At 73.0% G+C, this 15,529-nt stretch carries 15 protein-coding genes and 1 pseudogene; 6 read left to right on the forward strand and 10 right to left on the reverse strand.

Annotated elements, in window-relative coordinates:
* The 4 genes from AC5WRT_RS37835 to AC5WRT_RS37850 form a co-directional block, all read right to left on the reverse strand.
* Nucleotides 1-2,387: glycosyl hydrolase (locus AC5WRT_RS37835; RefSeq protein ID WP_496101051.1), on the reverse strand; the 2,387-nt coding region annotated here is incomplete at its 3' end.
* Nucleotides 2,388-2,747: 360 nt separating this feature from the next.
* A complete protein-coding gene (locus tag AC5WRT_RS37840) occupies nucleotides 2,748-3,206 on the reverse strand; it encodes a type II toxin-antitoxin system VapC family toxin (protein ID WP_496098703.1) in 459 nt (152 codons plus the stop codon).
* Nucleotides 3,196-3,465 carry a type II toxin-antitoxin system Phd/YefM family antitoxin gene (locus AC5WRT_RS37845; protein ID WP_496098702.1) on the reverse strand — a complete coding sequence of 90 codons (270 nt, stop codon included), beginning with the start codon at nucleotides 3,463-3,465 and terminating at the stop codon, nucleotides 3,196-3,198. The genes AC5WRT_RS37840 and AC5WRT_RS37845 overlap by 11 nt, the downstream gene beginning before the upstream one ends.
* 675 nt (nucleotides 3,466-4,140) lie before the next feature.
* A complete protein-coding gene (locus AC5WRT_RS37850; protein WP_496098701.1) occupies nucleotides 4,141-4,818 on the reverse strand; it encodes an ANTAR domain-containing protein in 678 nt (225 codons plus the stop codon).
* Nucleotides 4,819-5,023: 205 nt separating this feature from the next.
* Here AC5WRT_RS37850 and AC5WRT_RS37855 point away from each other — a divergent pair, with 205 nt between their 5' ends.
* Complete coding sequence (locus AC5WRT_RS37855) at nucleotides 5,024-6,004, forward strand: anti-sigma factor RsbA family regulatory protein (RefSeq protein ID WP_496098700.1); 981 nt, start codon at nucleotides 5,024-5,026, stop codon at nucleotides 6,002-6,004.
* Between the two features lie 174 nt (nucleotides 6,005-6,178).
* Here the strand turns inward: AC5WRT_RS37855 and AC5WRT_RS37860 are convergent, their stop codons facing one another.
* Both AC5WRT_RS37860 and AC5WRT_RS37865 read right to left on the reverse strand, forming a co-directional pair.
* Nucleotides 6,179-7,216: a rod shape-determining protein gene (locus AC5WRT_RS37860; protein WP_496098699.1), complete on the reverse strand. Its 1,038-nt coding sequence runs from the start codon at nucleotides 7,214-7,216 to the stop codon at nucleotides 6,179-6,181.
* Between the two features lie 153 nt (nucleotides 7,217-7,369).
* The gene (locus AC5WRT_RS37865; RefSeq protein WP_496098698.1) at nucleotides 7,370-7,522 is read right to left on the reverse strand and encodes a hypothetical protein; all 153 of its coding nucleotides are present in this window, start codon (nucleotides 7,520-7,522) and stop codon (nucleotides 7,370-7,372) included.
* Nucleotides 7,523-7,581: 59 nt separating this feature from the next.
* Between AC5WRT_RS37865 and AC5WRT_RS37870 the strand changes: the two are divergent.
* Nucleotides 7,582-7,773 (forward strand): annotated as a pseudogene (locus AC5WRT_RS37870) (hypothetical protein); the annotation flags it as partial.
* Between the two features lie 270 nt (nucleotides 7,774-8,043).
* Here AC5WRT_RS37870 and AC5WRT_RS37875 read toward each other — a convergent pair.
* Genes AC5WRT_RS37875 through AC5WRT_RS37885 form a run of 3 tightly spaced genes read right to left on the reverse strand, consistent with a single transcriptional unit; the run spans nucleotide 8,044 to nucleotide 11,967 of the window.
* Nucleotides 8,044-9,381 (reverse strand): carboxyl transferase domain-containing protein, encoded by a 1,338-nt coding sequence (locus AC5WRT_RS37875; protein ID WP_496098697.1) that lies wholly within the window; start codon nucleotides 9,379-9,381, stop codon nucleotides 8,044-8,046.
* On the reverse strand, nucleotides 9,374-10,858 hold the full coding sequence (locus AC5WRT_RS37880) for an acyl-CoA synthetase (protein ID WP_496101052.1): 1,485 nt from the start codon (nucleotides 10,856-10,858) through the stop codon (nucleotides 9,374-9,376). Before AC5WRT_RS37880 ends, AC5WRT_RS37875 begins: the two co-directional genes overlap by 8 nt.
* 53 nt (nucleotides 10,859-10,911) lie before the next feature.
* Nucleotides 10,912-11,967, reverse strand: coding sequence for a MerR family transcriptional regulator (locus AC5WRT_RS37885; RefSeq protein ID WP_496098695.1), 1,056 nt, complete (start codon nucleotides 11,965-11,967; stop codon nucleotides 10,912-10,914).
* Nucleotides 11,968-12,099: 132 nt separating this feature from the next.
* On the opposite strand from AC5WRT_RS37885, the gene AC5WRT_RS37890 reads away from it, so the two are divergent.
* On the forward strand, nucleotides 12,100-12,972 hold the full coding sequence (locus AC5WRT_RS37890; RefSeq protein WP_496098694.1) for an ATP-grasp domain-containing protein: 873 nt from the start codon (nucleotides 12,100-12,102) through the stop codon (nucleotides 12,970-12,972).
* 14 nt (nucleotides 12,973-12,986) lie between these two features.
* Nucleotides 12,987-13,139 carry a hypothetical protein gene (locus tag AC5WRT_RS37895; RefSeq protein ID WP_496101053.1) on the forward strand — a complete coding sequence of 51 codons (153 nt, stop codon included), beginning with the start codon at nucleotides 12,987-12,989 and terminating at the stop codon, nucleotides 13,137-13,139.
* 1 nt (nucleotide 13,140) lies between these two features.
* Here AC5WRT_RS37895 and AC5WRT_RS37900 read toward each other — a convergent pair whose 3' ends face one another.
* Nucleotides 13,141-13,698, reverse strand: a complete 558-nt coding sequence (locus tag AC5WRT_RS37900; protein WP_496098693.1) for a hypothetical protein — start codon at nucleotides 13,696-13,698, stop codon at nucleotides 13,141-13,143.
* 156 nt (nucleotides 13,699-13,854) lie between these two features.
* Between AC5WRT_RS37900 and AC5WRT_RS37905 the strand changes: the two genes are divergently transcribed.
* Both AC5WRT_RS37905 and AC5WRT_RS37910 read left to right on the forward strand, forming a co-directional pair.
* Nucleotides 13,855-14,628 (forward strand): IclR family transcriptional regulator, encoded by a 774-nt coding sequence (locus tag AC5WRT_RS37905; protein WP_496098692.1) that lies wholly within the window; start codon nucleotides 13,855-13,857, stop codon nucleotides 14,626-14,628.
* Nucleotides 14,625-15,473, forward strand: a complete 849-nt coding sequence (locus AC5WRT_RS37910) for an SMP-30/gluconolactonase/LRE family protein (RefSeq protein ID WP_496101054.1) — start codon at nucleotides 14,625-14,627, stop codon at nucleotides 15,471-15,473. Before AC5WRT_RS37905 ends, AC5WRT_RS37910 begins: the two co-directional genes overlap by 4 nt.
* The last annotated feature ends 56 nt before the right edge of the window (nucleotides 15,474-15,529 follow it).

Raw genomic sequence — 15,529 nt, forward strand, 5'->3', positions numbered from 1 at the left:
CCTGTGCCGCCGGGCGCGCTGCCACCGCTCCAGGTGTGGGCGCCTGCTGTGACAGTCTTCCCGGCGGGTACCTGCACGGTGGTTCCGTCGGAGAAGTGCACGGTGATGTCGGTGGCGGTGGTGTTGGCGGCTACGTAGGTGCGTGCGCCGTTCTTGGTGAAGACCGCGGTCAGCGGGTTGTCGGCGGTGACGGTGGTGTCCACGGTGCCGAGCGCGGCGAGGTTGCGGATCCAGTGGAAGGTGTGGGCCTTGCTTTCGCCTTCCTCGGAGGTGAAGGCGTTGTGGGCTCGGAAGTCGGCCAGGGCTGCGTCGCCGTCGCCGAGGGCGAGGTATTCGTACCAGATGTCGGACCAGATGCCGGGCTCAGTCCTGCCGGCCTGGTCGAGCATCTCCTGGTAGTTGGCTTTGACGTAGGCCGGGTCGTCGCCGAGGTAGAGGTGTCCGCCGGTGACCGGCAGCAGGTTGATGCCCTGGATCTGTTCGGGGGCGCTGGAGAACCAGGTGGAGTAGGCGCCTCCGTTGCTCCAGACCATGCCGACCTCCTTGTGCGGGAAGTCGCTGGGATAGACCTGGTGGTGGGTGTCGAACCAGTAGTCCGCGATGGCGGCGGCCTGGGTGGTGTACATGTAGATCCCGGCGTCACGGACGGTCTTGTTCCCGGTGGCGATGCCCCACTGGATGAGCGCGTTGTCGAAGTTCATGCCCTCGGAGGAGGACTCCTGGTTGTTGCCCGCGGCGAACGAGCCGTGGCCGGAGGCCCAGTCGTGGCCGGCGTAGATGTCGAAGTCCCGCAGGTAGGGGAAGCGCTTGTCGGTGCGGTCGTAGTTGTTGGCGTCCCGGATGAGCAGGTCGACCATGCCGCCGTAGTGGTCGGCGTCGGCCCAAGTGGGGTCGAATCTGGCGAGGGTCGCTGCGGCGGCGATGTAGTAGCCGTAGTGGAAGTGGTGGTCGTTCAGCTCCTGATCGGACCCGTAGGAGGCCGGATAGCCGATCAGGGTGCCCCAGTTGTGGTCGTAGTAGAACAAGTGGCCCGTCTTGCCCGGCGAGGCCGTGAACCAGTCCGTGAGCTTGGACTTGATCGCGGACAGGGCGGCGTCGCGCACGGCGGTGTTGCCGGTCTGGTCGGCGATCTCCGCCAGGCGTGCGGCGCGTCCGAGGCCCTTGCCGGTCCAGTAGGTGTCGTCGCTCTGCTGGCGGGTCGGGTCCGCCTTCTCGGCGTCCAGGTAGTCCTGCAGTGTCGTGGCGTCGGCGCCGGAACTGTCGGCGACGGCCGGTATCTCGGGCAGCACCCCGTGGAAGACCATCGACGTCGTGAAGGACGTGACACCGGTGAGCACCTTCAGCGGGCCGCGCGAGGAGACGTACGTCTGCGGCAGCGGGCTGCCGTCGGCCAGGTGGCGCCACTGGTGCGGCAGCAGGGCCGCCACCGTGCCGCTCGCCGACCCCTCCAGCGCGGTGGTGGTGAAGCGGTACGTGGTCGTGACGGTGCTGTCCGCCTCGTCGTACCGGTAGGACACGGCCGTACCGGTGACGTGGTCGTAGGCGTACTTGGCGTACTCGGTCGCGAGCGCCGCCCGGTCCTCGGGCGGGGTGGACGGCGTGGTCGGCAGCACGGCGACCGAGAAGTAGTCCTTGCCCGCGAGCGAGGAGGTGAAGGTGGAGCCGCTGACCGCCCAGGTGGCGCCGCTGGGGGCGAAGGCGGCGTAGTCGTGTCCGTCGATCGTGTAGCCGATCACCGAGCCGGAGTTGGACCAGACGTCCACGGTCGCGCCGGAGGCTGCCTTGATCTGCGCGTCACCGCCCGTCGCACGGAAGTAGGCGAACGGCAGGCCGGAACCGATGGTCGCCCGCAGGGTGTGCGCGCCGTCGCTGAGGCAGGGGCTGACGGTCCAGTCGCTCCAGTCGTCGACCTTCACCTCGGGGGCGGCCAGTCCGGAGACACCGGCGACGAAGTCCTCGTGGTAGTCGAAGTGGTACTCGCCCACGCCCTTGCCGCTGCCGGAGATCGTCGGCTTGGTGCTGTAGGAGACACCCAGCCCACCCGACCGGGCCCGGAACCCGAGGGGTTGAGCGAACAGCGGCTCCCCGTACGCGCAGTTCGTGCGCTTCCACAGGATCGACGACCACCAGTCGTTGGTGGGGACGGCACCCGACGGGGCGTTGGCCGTCACCCAGTGACGCGGGTTGGTGGACAGGTCCGCACACCCTGAAGGCAGCGGACCGGGCGGCGCGGTGGTGTAGCTGCCCGCACCCACCGCGTCGGCCCCGGCCACCCGCGGCGTGATCACCGTCAAGGCCGCCCCGAGCAGAGCGGCCACGGCCACAAGCACTGCCGCGCGCAGCCCGTGCGTGGGCCACCAGGCGGATGCGGTGCCTTCGCCGGTCACCGAGGCGGCAGGCCCTCCGCCCGACAGGAGGTGGCCACGCACCGCCCTGATTGGCTGATCGGTTCTTCTTAACATTGCGGCTCTCCCCGATGTGGGTCGTCACGCGCGGTGGCACGCGATGGGGTCAGGACTCGTGCCCCTGCGTGAGCTCTGTACGGAAACGGCCTCGCGCGTTGCCCTCCTGGACATGGAGCGAGACAGAGAAACCTCTTGCGACAGACCTGTGAGAGCGCTCTCAACGAGGGGAGGCTAGGAGCGGCGGAGGGTGGAGTCAATACTTTGCGTCATCTCGCGAGACGCACGACAACAGGGTGGTGGACACCTGGTCGAGGCGCTCGTCGGGGATACGTTGGCGTCCTGCTACCGGCCGTGGAGCACCGTGGGGCGGGTGACGGGGACGACGGCGACGAGGTCGTCCAGGCCCTTGAAGTCGTCGGGGTTGGTGGTGAACAAGGGGAGGCCCTCGGCGATGGCGATCGAGGCGATCATCAGATCGGCGATACGTCGTCGGGGAGTGCGGCCAGCGCTGATGACGGCAGCGCACACCCGGCCGTAGATGCGGGCGGCTTCCGCGCCGAAGGGGATGGGGTCGAACTCGTTCTCGGCGCGCTGGAGGATGTCGGTGCGGCGGGCGCGTTCGGCGCGTTCGTCGCAGTCGTCCTGTTCGGCGTTGCTGCGCACCTGGTGGGGTCCCGCGGAGAGTTCGGCCAGGGTGATGGCGGTGATGGCCATCTCGGCCGGTAGCTCCTCGGGGTCGATCCACCTGCGAAGGATCATGATGTTGGTGTCGAGGAGGCCTTGCTGGTGCTCAACGGGCATAGGGGTCGTCCAGCTCCTGCTCGGCGGCGGCGTCCTGGTCGGCGCGGAAAGCTTCCAGGGAGATCTCCGGGGCGGTGCGGGACATGGCGGCGAACTCGCCGCGCGGAACGAAGCGCCGACGCCGGCGCAGGGGGATCAGCTCGCCGATGCGGTGTCCGTCACGAGTGACGGTGAAGGACTGGCCGCTCTGGACGGCGTCCATGATCTCTTTGGACCTGGTGCGCAGGTCGCGCTGGGTGATCTCGGGCTGCGCGGTCATGCCCTCATGATAGGTGTGGTGTAGCACCTGGTGCTACATGGTGACGTCACTGGTCATCGACCCGGTGCTGGGTACTCACGGAGTGAAGCAGGCAGGGGAGCGCCTGATGCGGCCGTCACCTGTCGCCCAGGGGCACGGAAAGCGTAAGGAGGCATGTGGCATGGTCGCGTCCCGCGAATGACGATCCCGACAACGCGGCGAGGTGCCGTGCCAGGCGTCGCGGACCAGACGGGACTTTCGAAACACGCCCTAGCCACCTCAACGCGTGTCCAGGGCCGCGACAGAGGCCTCGCGGGCGGTGGTCCCGTCCCACGGCCCTCCCGGCATGGCGCATCCGGCGAGTGCATAGGAGCCGTCGTGGAGATTCGCGGACGGGGCCGCGGTGTCCCACCTGCCCCACCGGCTGCGGCGGGTGCAGCAACGATGTCACCTGCGGCAGCCGGTGGCGCCGGTGCCTGCTTGACCCGTACATGCTTGAACAGCCCGCGTCCTGGGCACGCACCTCCTACCGGCGCCGATCGCCGGGCCGCTTCGGCAGAGGGAGGGCGTCATGGACCGCCGCATCCGGGTACGCGTCAGCCGGCGCCCCGCCGCCCCGCGCGGGCAGGAGATCGACCGCAGGACGCCGTCCGGGCGGATCCTGCCGTACTGAGCGCCCCTCCCAGACGCACCGGGTCACGCCGTGCCGTCCACCGCCGTGCGCAGCGCGCTGCGCAGCGCGTCCGGGAGCGCGGGGCCGTCCGGGGCCGCGCTCGCCGTGATCGCCTCCGCCACCCGGCGGAGCTTGGTGTTGGAACGCTGCGAGGTCTCGCGCAGGATGTCCCAGGCACGGTCCGGAGTGCAGCCGTGGGCCGCCATCAGGACGCCCCGGGCCTGGTCGATCACCGGCCGCGAGTCGATCGCGTGCCGCAGCTGCGCTATCTCCAGGTGCAGCGAGTCCAGTTGCTCGGCGCGCTCCCGGGCCACCGCCGAGGCCGTCCGGGCGGACAGGCCGACGGGCGGCGCGGCGCGCAACGGATCCCCGCTGTCCAGGCCCACCAGCTCCAGGACCCGGCGCGGCTGGCCCTGCCAGCCCGTGGCCGCGACCGCGACACCGTGCCGGCGGCCGAACCGCCGCAGTTCCTCGAGGAACACCGGGCCGGTCGAGTCCATGAAGGTCACGCCCGTCAGGTCCAGCTCGATCCGGGTGACGTCCACCGGCAGCGCGGCCATCGTCCCGGCGAGGGTGTCCGCGCAGCCGTGGACCAGCTCGCCGCGGACCTCGAGGACCACCACCCCCTCACCCTCCCTGCGGCCCTCGACGACCAGGGTGCCCGGCCGCCCGGTGTGCCGTGCGCGTACCGCTGAGGTCATGTCTGTCGTCCTCGTCGTTGCCGCTGTCCTCCGGGCGCCTCGTCGCTCGCCTGCCCCCTGCCCGTACGGCTACACCGGCCCCGCCGGTTGTCGTACGGAGATGTCCGAATGTCGTACCGAAGGAGTGAGGCGAGCCCTGTTCCGGGCACCCCTGTCCTGTGCGAGCGGGAGAACACGAGAGGGATGCCGGGACGGAGGTACGGCCATGGCGGGCGGCGTCGTGACCGGGACGACGGCCGCGTTCGCCGACCCGGCAGGACCCTTCGTGCATCCCGCGCTGTTCTACGGCGACGTGGCGGAGTACCTGGCCGGTACCGTGCCCTTCGTGCGCGCGGCGCTGGCGGCCGGCGCGCCCGTCGCGGTCGCCGTGCCGGGGGAGAACCTACGGCTGATCCGGGACGCGCTCGGGACCGACGGCGAGGCCGTACGGTTCCTGGACATGCGGGAGGCCGGGCGCAATCCCGGCCGGATCATCCCCGGCGTGCTGCGCGCCTTCGCCGACACCCAGCCGCCCGACCGCCGGGTCCACATCATCGGTGAGCCCGTCTGGGCCGGCCGCAGCCCGGCCGAGTATCCGGCCTGCGCCCAGCACGAGGCACTGATCAACGCGGCGTTCCACGGCCGCGAGGTCACCATCCTGTGTCCGTACGACACGTCACGTCTGGACGAGCGCGTGCTCGCCGACGCCCACGCCACCCATCCGGTCCTCATCCCCGGGGGGACCGGTGCGCGGCACGGCAGCGAGGCCTACGACCCCGAGGACGTCGTCGCCCGCTACAACGCGCCGCTGCCGCCCGCCCCCGGCACCGGCCCGGGCGTGCTCACCGCCGCCTTCGACGAGGACGACCTGCCCGCCGTACGGCACCTCGTCACCGGGCACGGGGCACGGCTGGGCCTGGCCGGGACGGCCCTGGAGAACCTGTCGCTGATCACCGCCGAGCTGACCACCAACAGCGTGGTCCACGGCGGCGGTTGCGGAGAGATCACGGTGTGGGCCGAGGCCGGGCATGTGCTGTGCGAGGTCCGTGACCGAGGGAAGCTCGCCGATCCCCTGGCCGGCCGCCGGCCCGCCCCTCCGGATCAACGGGGCGGGCGGGGGCTGCTGATGGTCAACCTGGTGGCGGACCTGGTGCGGACGTACGTGGGGGACGGCGGGACGACGGTCCGGTGCTACCTGGCCCTGTGACCGGCCCTGGTCCAGGGGGTTTCGTCCGGAGCGGCCCGGGTCCGCGACGCCCGGCACGGCACCTCGCCGTGTTGTCGGACCACCCGAGGACGCCCAGCGAGCGGGTGATCCTCCGCCCTGCGACGCACCCCACCGGACGCCGCGGCCCGTCCGACCTGGCCCGAACGAAACGCCCTAGGCGGCCAGGGGGTTGAGGACCAGCGGCTCGATCCGGCCCTCCAGCATGGCGCCGAGGCCCTGGGCCGCGCAGATGTCGGGCCGCTCGGCGATGTGCACCGGCATGCCGGTGGCCTCCCGCAGCATCTGGTCGAAGCCGGGCAGCAGCGCCGAGCCGCCGACCATCATGATCCCGCGGTCGGCGAGGTCGGCGACCAGGTCGGGCGGGCACTCGCGCAGCACCTTGCCGATGCCGTCGAGGACCGCGGTCAGCGGGGTCTGGATCGCGTCGCGTACGGCGGCGGTGTCGATCTGCACGCTGCGCGCGAGCCCGGTGGCGACGTCCCGGCCGTGGATCTCGGTCCGCTCCGGGCCGTGCGCGGTCAGCCCGTTGCCCGACAGGGCGACTTGCAGCGGCCGTACCGCCTGGCTGGGCAGCACCAGCGCGTGCTCGTGCCGCAGATGCTGCACGATCGCGTGGTCGACGGCCTCGCCGCCCACGGGGATCCGCTCGGCGGTGACGATGGAGCCGAGGGAGAGGACGGCCACCTGGGTGGCGGCGGCCCCGCACACCATGATCATGGTGGCCTCGGGGCGTTCCACGGGCAGCCCGCAGCCGACGGCCGCCGCGATCAGCGTGTCCACCAGCTCGACCCTCTTGGCTCCCAGCCCCACCAGCGTCTCCGTGGTCGCCCGCTGGGCCAGCGGATCGGCGTCGTGCGGGGTGCAGGCCGCCGCGCGCAGGCGCAGGTTGCGGCGCAGCTGACGGCGCGTCCTGTCACCGAGCAGCTGCCGCAGCATCCGCTGGGCCATCTCGATGTCCACCACCGTGCCGCCGGAGATGGGCCGGACCACCCGGATGTAGGCGGGCGTCCGTCCTGTCATCTGCTCCGCGAACTCGCCGACCGCGATGAGCGCGCCGGTGCGGGTGTTCACGGCGGCGACGGAGGGCTGGTCGACGACGAGACCGGCGCCCTTCACATACACCCGGGTGCGGGCCGCGCCCAGGTCGACGGCGAAGTGGCAGCGGCGCAACTGCTCCAGACTGACGGTCACGGCGGATCCTCCCGAGTGCGGGGCTTGGGCGCCCGCCCGGTCGGCGGGTGTCCTCCTCTCCCTGCATCCTGCGCGGGGCCCGGTGGCGGGCGCCTTCTGGAGGGGGCCGGGCGGGGTGCCGCCGAACGGGGGTACTTCGCGGCCTTCGGCGTGTCACAGGCTCCGCACGGCGCGCAGCAGAGGTAAAAGGCCGAGGCTCGTCAGCCGGTGGGAGCCGTGCGGGCGGTGGTGGGTGACCACGTGCGCGAACGGCACTCCGACCGCCAGTGCCGCCTCCCACTCCGTGTCGTCGCCGCCGATCGTCAAGCACCGGTTCGGTCGGACACCGGCCGGACCGGTGTCCTCGGCCCTGTCACTCCGCAGGCTCCGCCCCGGCCGGTCCGGCCGCCACGGTCACGACCGTGACCCTGGTCACCGGCGACAAGGTGACCGTCACCGACCTCGGGCACGGGAAGAGGACGGTCACCGTGCGGCGGCCCGAGGGGGCCACCGGAGCCGTACGGACGCAGGAGAGCGACGGCGAGATCAGCGTCGTACCGGACGAGGCTCTGCCGCACGCTGAGGGTGCCGCGCGGGGCTGCCTCCGTCTCCCTGCGCGCCTCGGCCCACGACGACGAGGGCGGTTCGGTGGCGCTGGAGATCGTCCGGGGGGTGGCCGTGCGCTAGTGCCGCAACAGGCAACGTTCGCCCCGTCGCGACGCCCGACACGTGCTCTCGCCGCACCGGGCACAAACCCAAGTACATCCAGTACGGGGGCTTGCACCCGGCACGCCGAGAGCACGCACCGGACACCGCTCCTTGACGGGCAAACGTTGCCTGCCGCGGCACTAGCCGGGGGACACCACGCCCCGGATCACCCCCAGCTCCACCAGGTCCTGCGGCCGGATGCGCAGTTCTTCGGCGGTCGCCTCCACCTCGTCCTGCGGGCGTTTGAGTATGGCGGCCGCCGACTCCGGTGCGATCACCGAGAAGTAACTGTCCGGCGTGGCCCAGGTGTTGCCCGGCGCGGCCAGCGCGAGGGCTCCGCCGGAGCCGCCCTCGCCGATGACGAGTGTGGTGACCGGGACCCGGGCCGTGGCCACCGTGCCGAACACCTCGGCGATCGCGGTCCCGGCCCCCTGCCGCTCCGCCTCGGCGTCGTTGGCGGCACCGGGGGTGTCCACCAGCGTCAGCACGGGGATGTCGAGCCGGTCCGCGAGCCGGATCAGCCGGGCGGCCGTGCGGTACCCGGCGGGCCGGGTCGGCGTGCCCGTCTGGGCCGCGTAGGCCACGGTCCGGCCGTCCCGCTCGCCGAAACCGCACAGCATGCCGTCGGGGTCCTGACCGCCGCACCGGTCCCCGCCCAGCGAGACCGTGCGGCTGAAGTAGGCGTCCAAGTAGGCCTGGGCACGGGGACGTTCGGGGGACCGGGCGCGGCGGACCGCCTCCCAGCCGGTGGCGGGCAGGTCCGAGGCGCCGAGGGCGGCCGGCGCGGGGGCCTCCTGGGCCGGAGTGGTGAGCAGCCGCAGCCACCGGCCCAGTGTCCCGCGCAGCTCTTCGGGCCGCACCACCGCGTCCGCCGAGCCCGCCGCCACCTGCGCCTCCGCCGTGTAAGCGGCCGGATCCGCGCCGGCCGGCCGGACCCGGGAGCCCGCGAAGCCCACCTGGGCGCCCGGCAGCGCCAGGATCACATCGGCTCCGGCGCCGAGGGTGGCCCAGCCGCCGCCGGTCGTGGGGTCCCGCAGCACCGCGATCTGCGGCAGGCCCGCCTCCCGGGTGAGTGCCGACTCGCGGGCCACCCGTTGGAGCTGGCTCAGCGCGAGCATGCCCTCCTGCATCCGGCTCCCACCGGTGGCGACCAGCGGCACGACCGGGAGCCGGTGGGCACGGGCGTGGTGGTAGGCCGCCTCCAGCCGGTCGCCGGTGCGCTCGCCCAGGGAGCCGCCGAGGAAGCCGAACTCGAACGCGATCAGCACGGCGCGGGTGCCGTCGACGCTCGCGGTGCCGCAGACGACGGACTCCTCCTCGCCGGTGCGCTCGGCGGCGCGGGCTCGCAAGGCGTCGTAGCCCGGCCAGCCGAGGGGGCCGTCCGCCTTCGCTTCCCTTGTGACGCCGGACAGTTCGCTGAAGGTCGCCTCGTCGGCGACGAGGGTCAGGATCTGCCGGGCGGAGTGCCGCTCAGGCATCGGCCAGCGCCCGCTTCGTGATCTTCCCCATGTCGTTGCGGGGGAGGGCGTCCAGGTAGCGGACGACGCGGGGGCGCTTGTGCGGGGCGAGGCGGCGGGCCACATGGTCCGCCAGCTCCTCGGCGGCCGGCGGCGCCTGCGGGTCGGCCGGGACGATCCAGGCCACGATCCGCTCACCCAGGTCCGCGTCCGGCTCCCCGGTGACCGCTGCCTCCCGCACCCCCGGATGCTCCAGCAGCGAGTTCTCGATCTCGCCGGCCCCGATCTTGTAGCCGCCGCTCTTGATCAGGTCCGTGGCCTTGCGCCCGACGATCCGCACATAGCCGTCGGGTTCGCGGACGGCCATGTCGCCGGTGCGGAAGAACCCGTCGGCGGTGAAGGCGGCGGCCGTGGCCTCGGGCCGGTTCAGATACCCGGTGAACAGGTTGGGGCCGCGCACCTGGATCTCACCGATGCTCTCCCCGTCGTACGCCGTGATCGGCGTCCCGTCCTCCTCCGCGAGCCGCAGCTCCACACCGGGCAGCGGCACGCCCACGGTGCCCGCGCGCGGCTCGCCGTCGGCCCGCACGCTGGTGTTCATCAGGGTCTCCGTCATGCCGTACCGCTCGATCACCCGCCGCCCGGTCGCCGCGGCGATCCGCTCGTGGTCGTGGACGGGCAGCGCGGCCGAGCCGGAGACCAGCAGCCGGGCCCCCGCCAGAGCCTTGGCCAGTTCCGGGTCCCCGGGCAGCGCCTCGGCGATGCGGTGGTACATCGTCGGCACCCCGAACAGCATGGTCGCGCCCGTGTTCAGTTCCCGCGCCACGCCCTCGGTGCCGAACCGGCCCAGGTGCCGGACGCTGCCGCCGCGCCGCAGCGGGCCGAGCGTGCCCAGCACGAGCCCGTGCACATGGAACAGCGGCAGCCCGTGCACCAGCACGTCGTCGGCCGTCCACTGCCAGGCGTCGGCGAGCGCGTCCAGGGTGGTGGCGAGGGCCCGCCGGGGCAGCACCGCGCCCTTGGGCGGACCGGTGGTGCCGGAGGTGTAGACGATCAGCGCCGGGTCCTCGTCGCCGGCGGTGTCCTCCGGTACGGCGCCGGACGCGGCCGTGTCGACATCCATCCGCTCCAACGCGCCGACGACACCTGGCAGTTCGGCGCCCGGCGCGGCCAGCACCAGGGCGGGTGCGCTGTCGGAGACGATGTGCGCGAGTTCCTTCCCGCCCGACTTCGGGTTCAGCGGCACCGCGGCCGCCCCGGCGAGCAGCACGCCCGTCACGGCGACGGCGGTCTCCAACTCGTTGGTGGCCCACACGGCCACGCGGCCGGCGCCGCCCAGCCGTCCGGCGAGCGCCCCGGCGGCCCCGCCCAGCGCACCGTACGTCAAGGACCGCTCACCGAACCGCAGGGCGATCCTCCCCCGGGCTTCGTCTGGGGGGACCCCCATCTCGCTGCGCTCACCCGGAGCGTCCACCAGAGCGGGAAAGAGGGAGGACACGCGGCGCACTCCTAACTGTCGGTCGACCGTCGCCACCCTTCCTACACCAGGAGTCAGGCGGTCGCCTCCACGATGTCGGCCACCACGCAGCTGATGTTGTCGGGGCCGCCCGCCTCGTTGGCCGCCGCGACGAGTGCCGCCACGGCCTGCCGTGGTGCGAGAGGTGCGTCCAGGGCCTCCCGTATCCGTGGCTCCGGCACGGCTTCGGTCAGGCCGTCGGAGCACAGCAGGTAGCGGTCCCCCTCCCGGACCTCCTGCAGCCGCACGTCCGGCACCGGATCCAGCCCGCCGGTCAGGGCCTTGAGCAGCAGCAGTGACTCCGGTTCGACCCGGTGGTCCCGGGTGATTTGGCACAGCTCCCCGTCCCGCAGCAGATACGCCCGGCAGTCCCCGATGTGCACGAGTGCCAGCTTCGAGCCCGTCCACAGCAGCGCGGTGAGTGTGGTGCCTGCCTCGTTCGTGCCGCCGGCCACCTCGCACACCGCCGCGCCCGCGGAGCGCACAGCGTCCTCCAGCACGGTCAGCACACCGTCGGCGGGCAGTTCCTCCGCCTCGTCCAGACAGCGCAGGGCCCGCACCGCGGCACCGCTCGCGGGCGCCCCCGCCGGGCCGAAGCCGTCGGCCACGGCGAGCAGCCTGCGGCCCGCGTACACGGTGTCCTGGTTGGCGGGGCGGACGAGCCCCCGGTCGGATCGGGCGGAATGACGTAGTTCCAGCATGATGGCGTGGTCCCTTCTCGACTGGTCGGTCAGCTGGTCGACGAGGAACGCGGCGAGATCCCGCCGGGCGGCCGTCTCCGCCTCCACCCGCGCCCAGTACGCCCGTATCTCCCGCGCGGCACCCTCCCCCAGCCTTCGGCCGGGGACACTTCCGTCCCGCTCCGCCCGGTCAAGGGCGCACACCGCGCGGATCCGGGCCAGCGGCATGCCGAGCCGCCGCAGCCGGGCCACGAGCCTGGCCTGTCCGAGCTGGTCGACGGCGTAGTACCGGTAGCCGGTGTCCGGGTCGACCCGCGCGGGCCGCAGCAACTCCAGCTCGTCGTACAGCCGCAGCGCCTTCGGCGAGAGCCGGCTCGCCCTGGCGAAGGCGCCGATCGTCAGCAGCTCCATGAGCACCTCGCTCCTCGTCGTCGCCACCGATGCTGGGGCTTCACCGAAGGTGAAGGTCAACCGCGCCGTTCCGGTTCCCCGGGCTTGTTAGCCTCGGTGCCGATCGAACCGACGTACGACAGGGAGTCCGCCGTGCCCCGCATCGCCCTCGCCACCTACGACCCCGGCGCCGAGCCCGGCAGGGACACCGACCTGCCGGAACTGGTGCGGGCGCTCAGGGCCGCAGGGGCCGAGGCGGAGGCCCGGTACTGGGACGACCCGGATGCCGACTGGGCCGCCTACGACCTCGTGGTCATCCGCTCCACCTGGGACTACAGCTGGCGCGCCGAGGAGTTCGCGGCCTGGGTGGACCGGGCCGGCGCGCTGACCCGGCTCGCCAACCCGGCGCCGGTGGTGCGCTGGAACACCGACAAGCGCTACCTCGGCGAGCTGGCGGCGGCCGGTGTACCCACCGTTCCCACGCGCTACATAGCCCCGGGCGAACCGGCCGACCTGCCCGCCGACCACGAGTACGTCGTCAAGCCGACCTCTGGCGCGGGCGCCCGCTTCGCCGCCCGCTACACGTCCGACCGGCACGAGACGGCGGTACGGCACCTCGCCCGCATGCACGCCGAGGGGTTCACGGCGATGGTCCAGCCGTACGTCCGCGGCATCGACGTCAGCGGGGAGCGGGCCCTGCAGTTCTTCGGCGGCCGACTGCTGCACGCCAGCCGCAAGGCCGCCGTCCTCGCGCCGGGGACGCCGTACGACGCGGACAAGGTGGCTCACCCGGATCTGCGGCGCTGGGAGCCGACGGATCGCGAAGTCGCCGTGGCGGAGAAGGCGTTGGCGGCGGTTCCCGGCGGGGCCGAGCTGCTGTACGCGCGGGTGGACCTCGTGGACGGGGAGGACGGCCGGCCCCGGCTGATGGAGCTGGAGCTGGTGGAGCCGAATCTGTTCCTCTGGCTGCATCCGGGGTCGCTGGAGCGGGTGGTGCAGGGCATTCTGGGGGCTGTCGACGCCTGACGGGGTGCGGGGTGATGGCGTCCCGCGGCCGCAGCGTGGTTCGTGTCGAAGCCGATCAGCGCGACGGGGGCGACGGGGTGAGCGCCGTCCTGGGCCACCTCGACCGGGTCCGCGAGGACGTCGTCGCGTGGGAGAAGCGGACCCGGGCGACGGGGTTCGCCGACTGAGCTACCCGAGGACGGCCGTGCGCTGGAGCAGCCCCCAGGTGAACTCGGCGACCACCTCGTGCCGTGCGCCGTCCCGGTCGGGTGCGGTGAAGGCGAGTCCCCACCGGGTCGGTGCGGTGCCCTCCAGCGGGCGGGCCGGGGCGAAGGCGCGGGCCGCCTCGTCCACCGTGCAGGACCAGGGGGCCAGGTCGTCCAGGGTCTCCAGCCGGGGCGGCGGAGCGCCGGGGGCGCGTACCAGCCACTCGTTCCACACCGCCCCGTCCGGCCCGACCAGCACCTCGAAGCGCAGGTCGGGCCAGAGCGGCAGGGCCCAGCGCCGGGCCTCGCAGTCGACGTCGCCGAGCCGGCGCGGGTGGACGGACTCGGGCTCGCCGAGGACCGAGCGGTACCGGGACGCGGCGGACCGGGCCCGGGGTGAGCGGACCATCGCCTGCCAGCGCTTGTTCGTCTCCCGCATCTCGGCGATCGACACCCCGAGCCGCCGCCGGGCGTCCTCCACCAGCTCCGGGTTGTGGTCGGCCATACGGCGCAGCAGCACCAGCTGGAAGTCGAGATCCATGGCCCCATGGTGCCGGGCGTACGCGGGTGTCCTCTCCCACCCATTGCCCGCGCAACGCCGCATGACTAGCCTGTGTTCGCCATGCCGATCGTCTGTTGATATCTCGAACACTCAGGGTGTCGAACAGGCGCTTAGACCCAAGGGAGGGGGCCGGACGTGGGACGCCTCGTGCCTGCCGTGACCCGGGCTCTCGACATTCTGGAGCTGTTCCTCGACGGGGACGGGACGCTCTCCGCCCCCGACATCGTGCGCAAGCTCCAGCTGCCGCGCACCACCGTGCACGAGCTGGTCACCACGCTCGCCGCACGCTCGTACATCGTGCCCGTGCCGGGACAGCCCGGACGCTACCGGCTCGGCGTACGTCCGTACCAGCTCGGCAGCCGTTACGCCGAGCAGCTCGACCTCGCCGCCGAGGGCCAGCAGGTGGCCCGCTCGGTCGCCGAGACCTGCGACGAGACCGTCCACGTGGCGATCCTCGAGGACACCGACGTCATCTACATCGCCAAGGTCGACTCCACGCACGCGGTGCGCATGGTCTCGGCCGCCGGCCGCCGGCTCCCCGCCCACTGCACCTCGGTCGGCAAGATGCTGCTCGCCTCGCTGCCGGAGCAGGAGCTCGCGGCCCGCATCCCGGACGACGCCGAGCTGACCGCGATGACCCCTAACAGCATCACCGAGCCCGGCGCGCTGCGCGACGCCCTGGCGGAGATCCGGCAGCGGGGCATCGCCGTGGAGAGCCGCGAGTCCAACCCGGACGTGAGCTGTGTGGCCGCGCCCGTGCGCGACCGCACCGGCCAGGTGGTCGCCGCCCTGTCCATCTCGGTCCCCATGATCCGCTGGAGCGACGAGCGCCGGATCGAGCTGGAGCAGCTCGCGGCGAAGGGCGCGGCGGAGCTGTCCGAGCGGCTCGGCCACCGGAGCGCGGCATGAGCGGCGGGTACGAGGTCGCCGTACGGGCCGAGGCGGAGCTGGGCGAGGGCCCCACCTGGGACCCGGCGACGGGCCGGCTGATCTGGCTCGACATCCTGGGCATGCGCGTCCACACGTACGACCCGGCGACGGGCCGGCGTACGGTGCGCACCACCGAGCAGCACGTCGGCGCGGTCAAGCCGCGCGCGGGCGGCGGGCTGGTCCTCAACCTGCGGGACGGCGTGGGCCTGCTGGACCCCGACGACGGCTTCCGCTGGCTGCACCACGAGCCGGTCGCGGGCCGCCGCGCGAACGACGCGGCGGTCGCCCCCGACGGCTCCCTGTGGGCGGGCACCATGCGGTACGACGAGGCGCCGGGCGGCGGCACGCTGACCCGGCTCACCGGCGACGGCACGGCAAAGACGGTCCTGTCCGACGCCACGGTCAGCAACGGCACGGGGTGGAGCCCCGACGGGCGCCTCATGTACTACATCGACACGCCGACCCGCCGGGTGGACGTCTTCGACCACGACGGCGGGCGCGTCCACGGCCGCCGGACGCTGGTGGAGATCGAGGAGGGCGCGGGCTTCCCGGACGGTCTCACGGTCGACGCGGACGGATGTGTGTGGGTGGCTCTGTGGGACGGGGGAGCGGTGCGCCGCTACACCCCGGACGGCACGCTGGACCGCGTGCTCACCCTGCCCACGCCGCGCACGACGGCCTGCGCCTTCGGCGGCGCCGACTTGACCGACCTGTACGTCACGACGGCCAGGACCGGCCTGTCGGCTCCGCATCCGGTGGCGGGCTCCCTGCTGGTGATCCCGGGAGTGGGCCGGGGCATGCCCCAACCGGCGTTCCAGGGCTGACCCGGAGGCCCGTGAGGGGCGCGGGCACCCCCCGGCCAGGCGCCCGGCGACGGCGC

Source organism: Streptomyces sp. NTD91 (assembly GCF_059510455.1).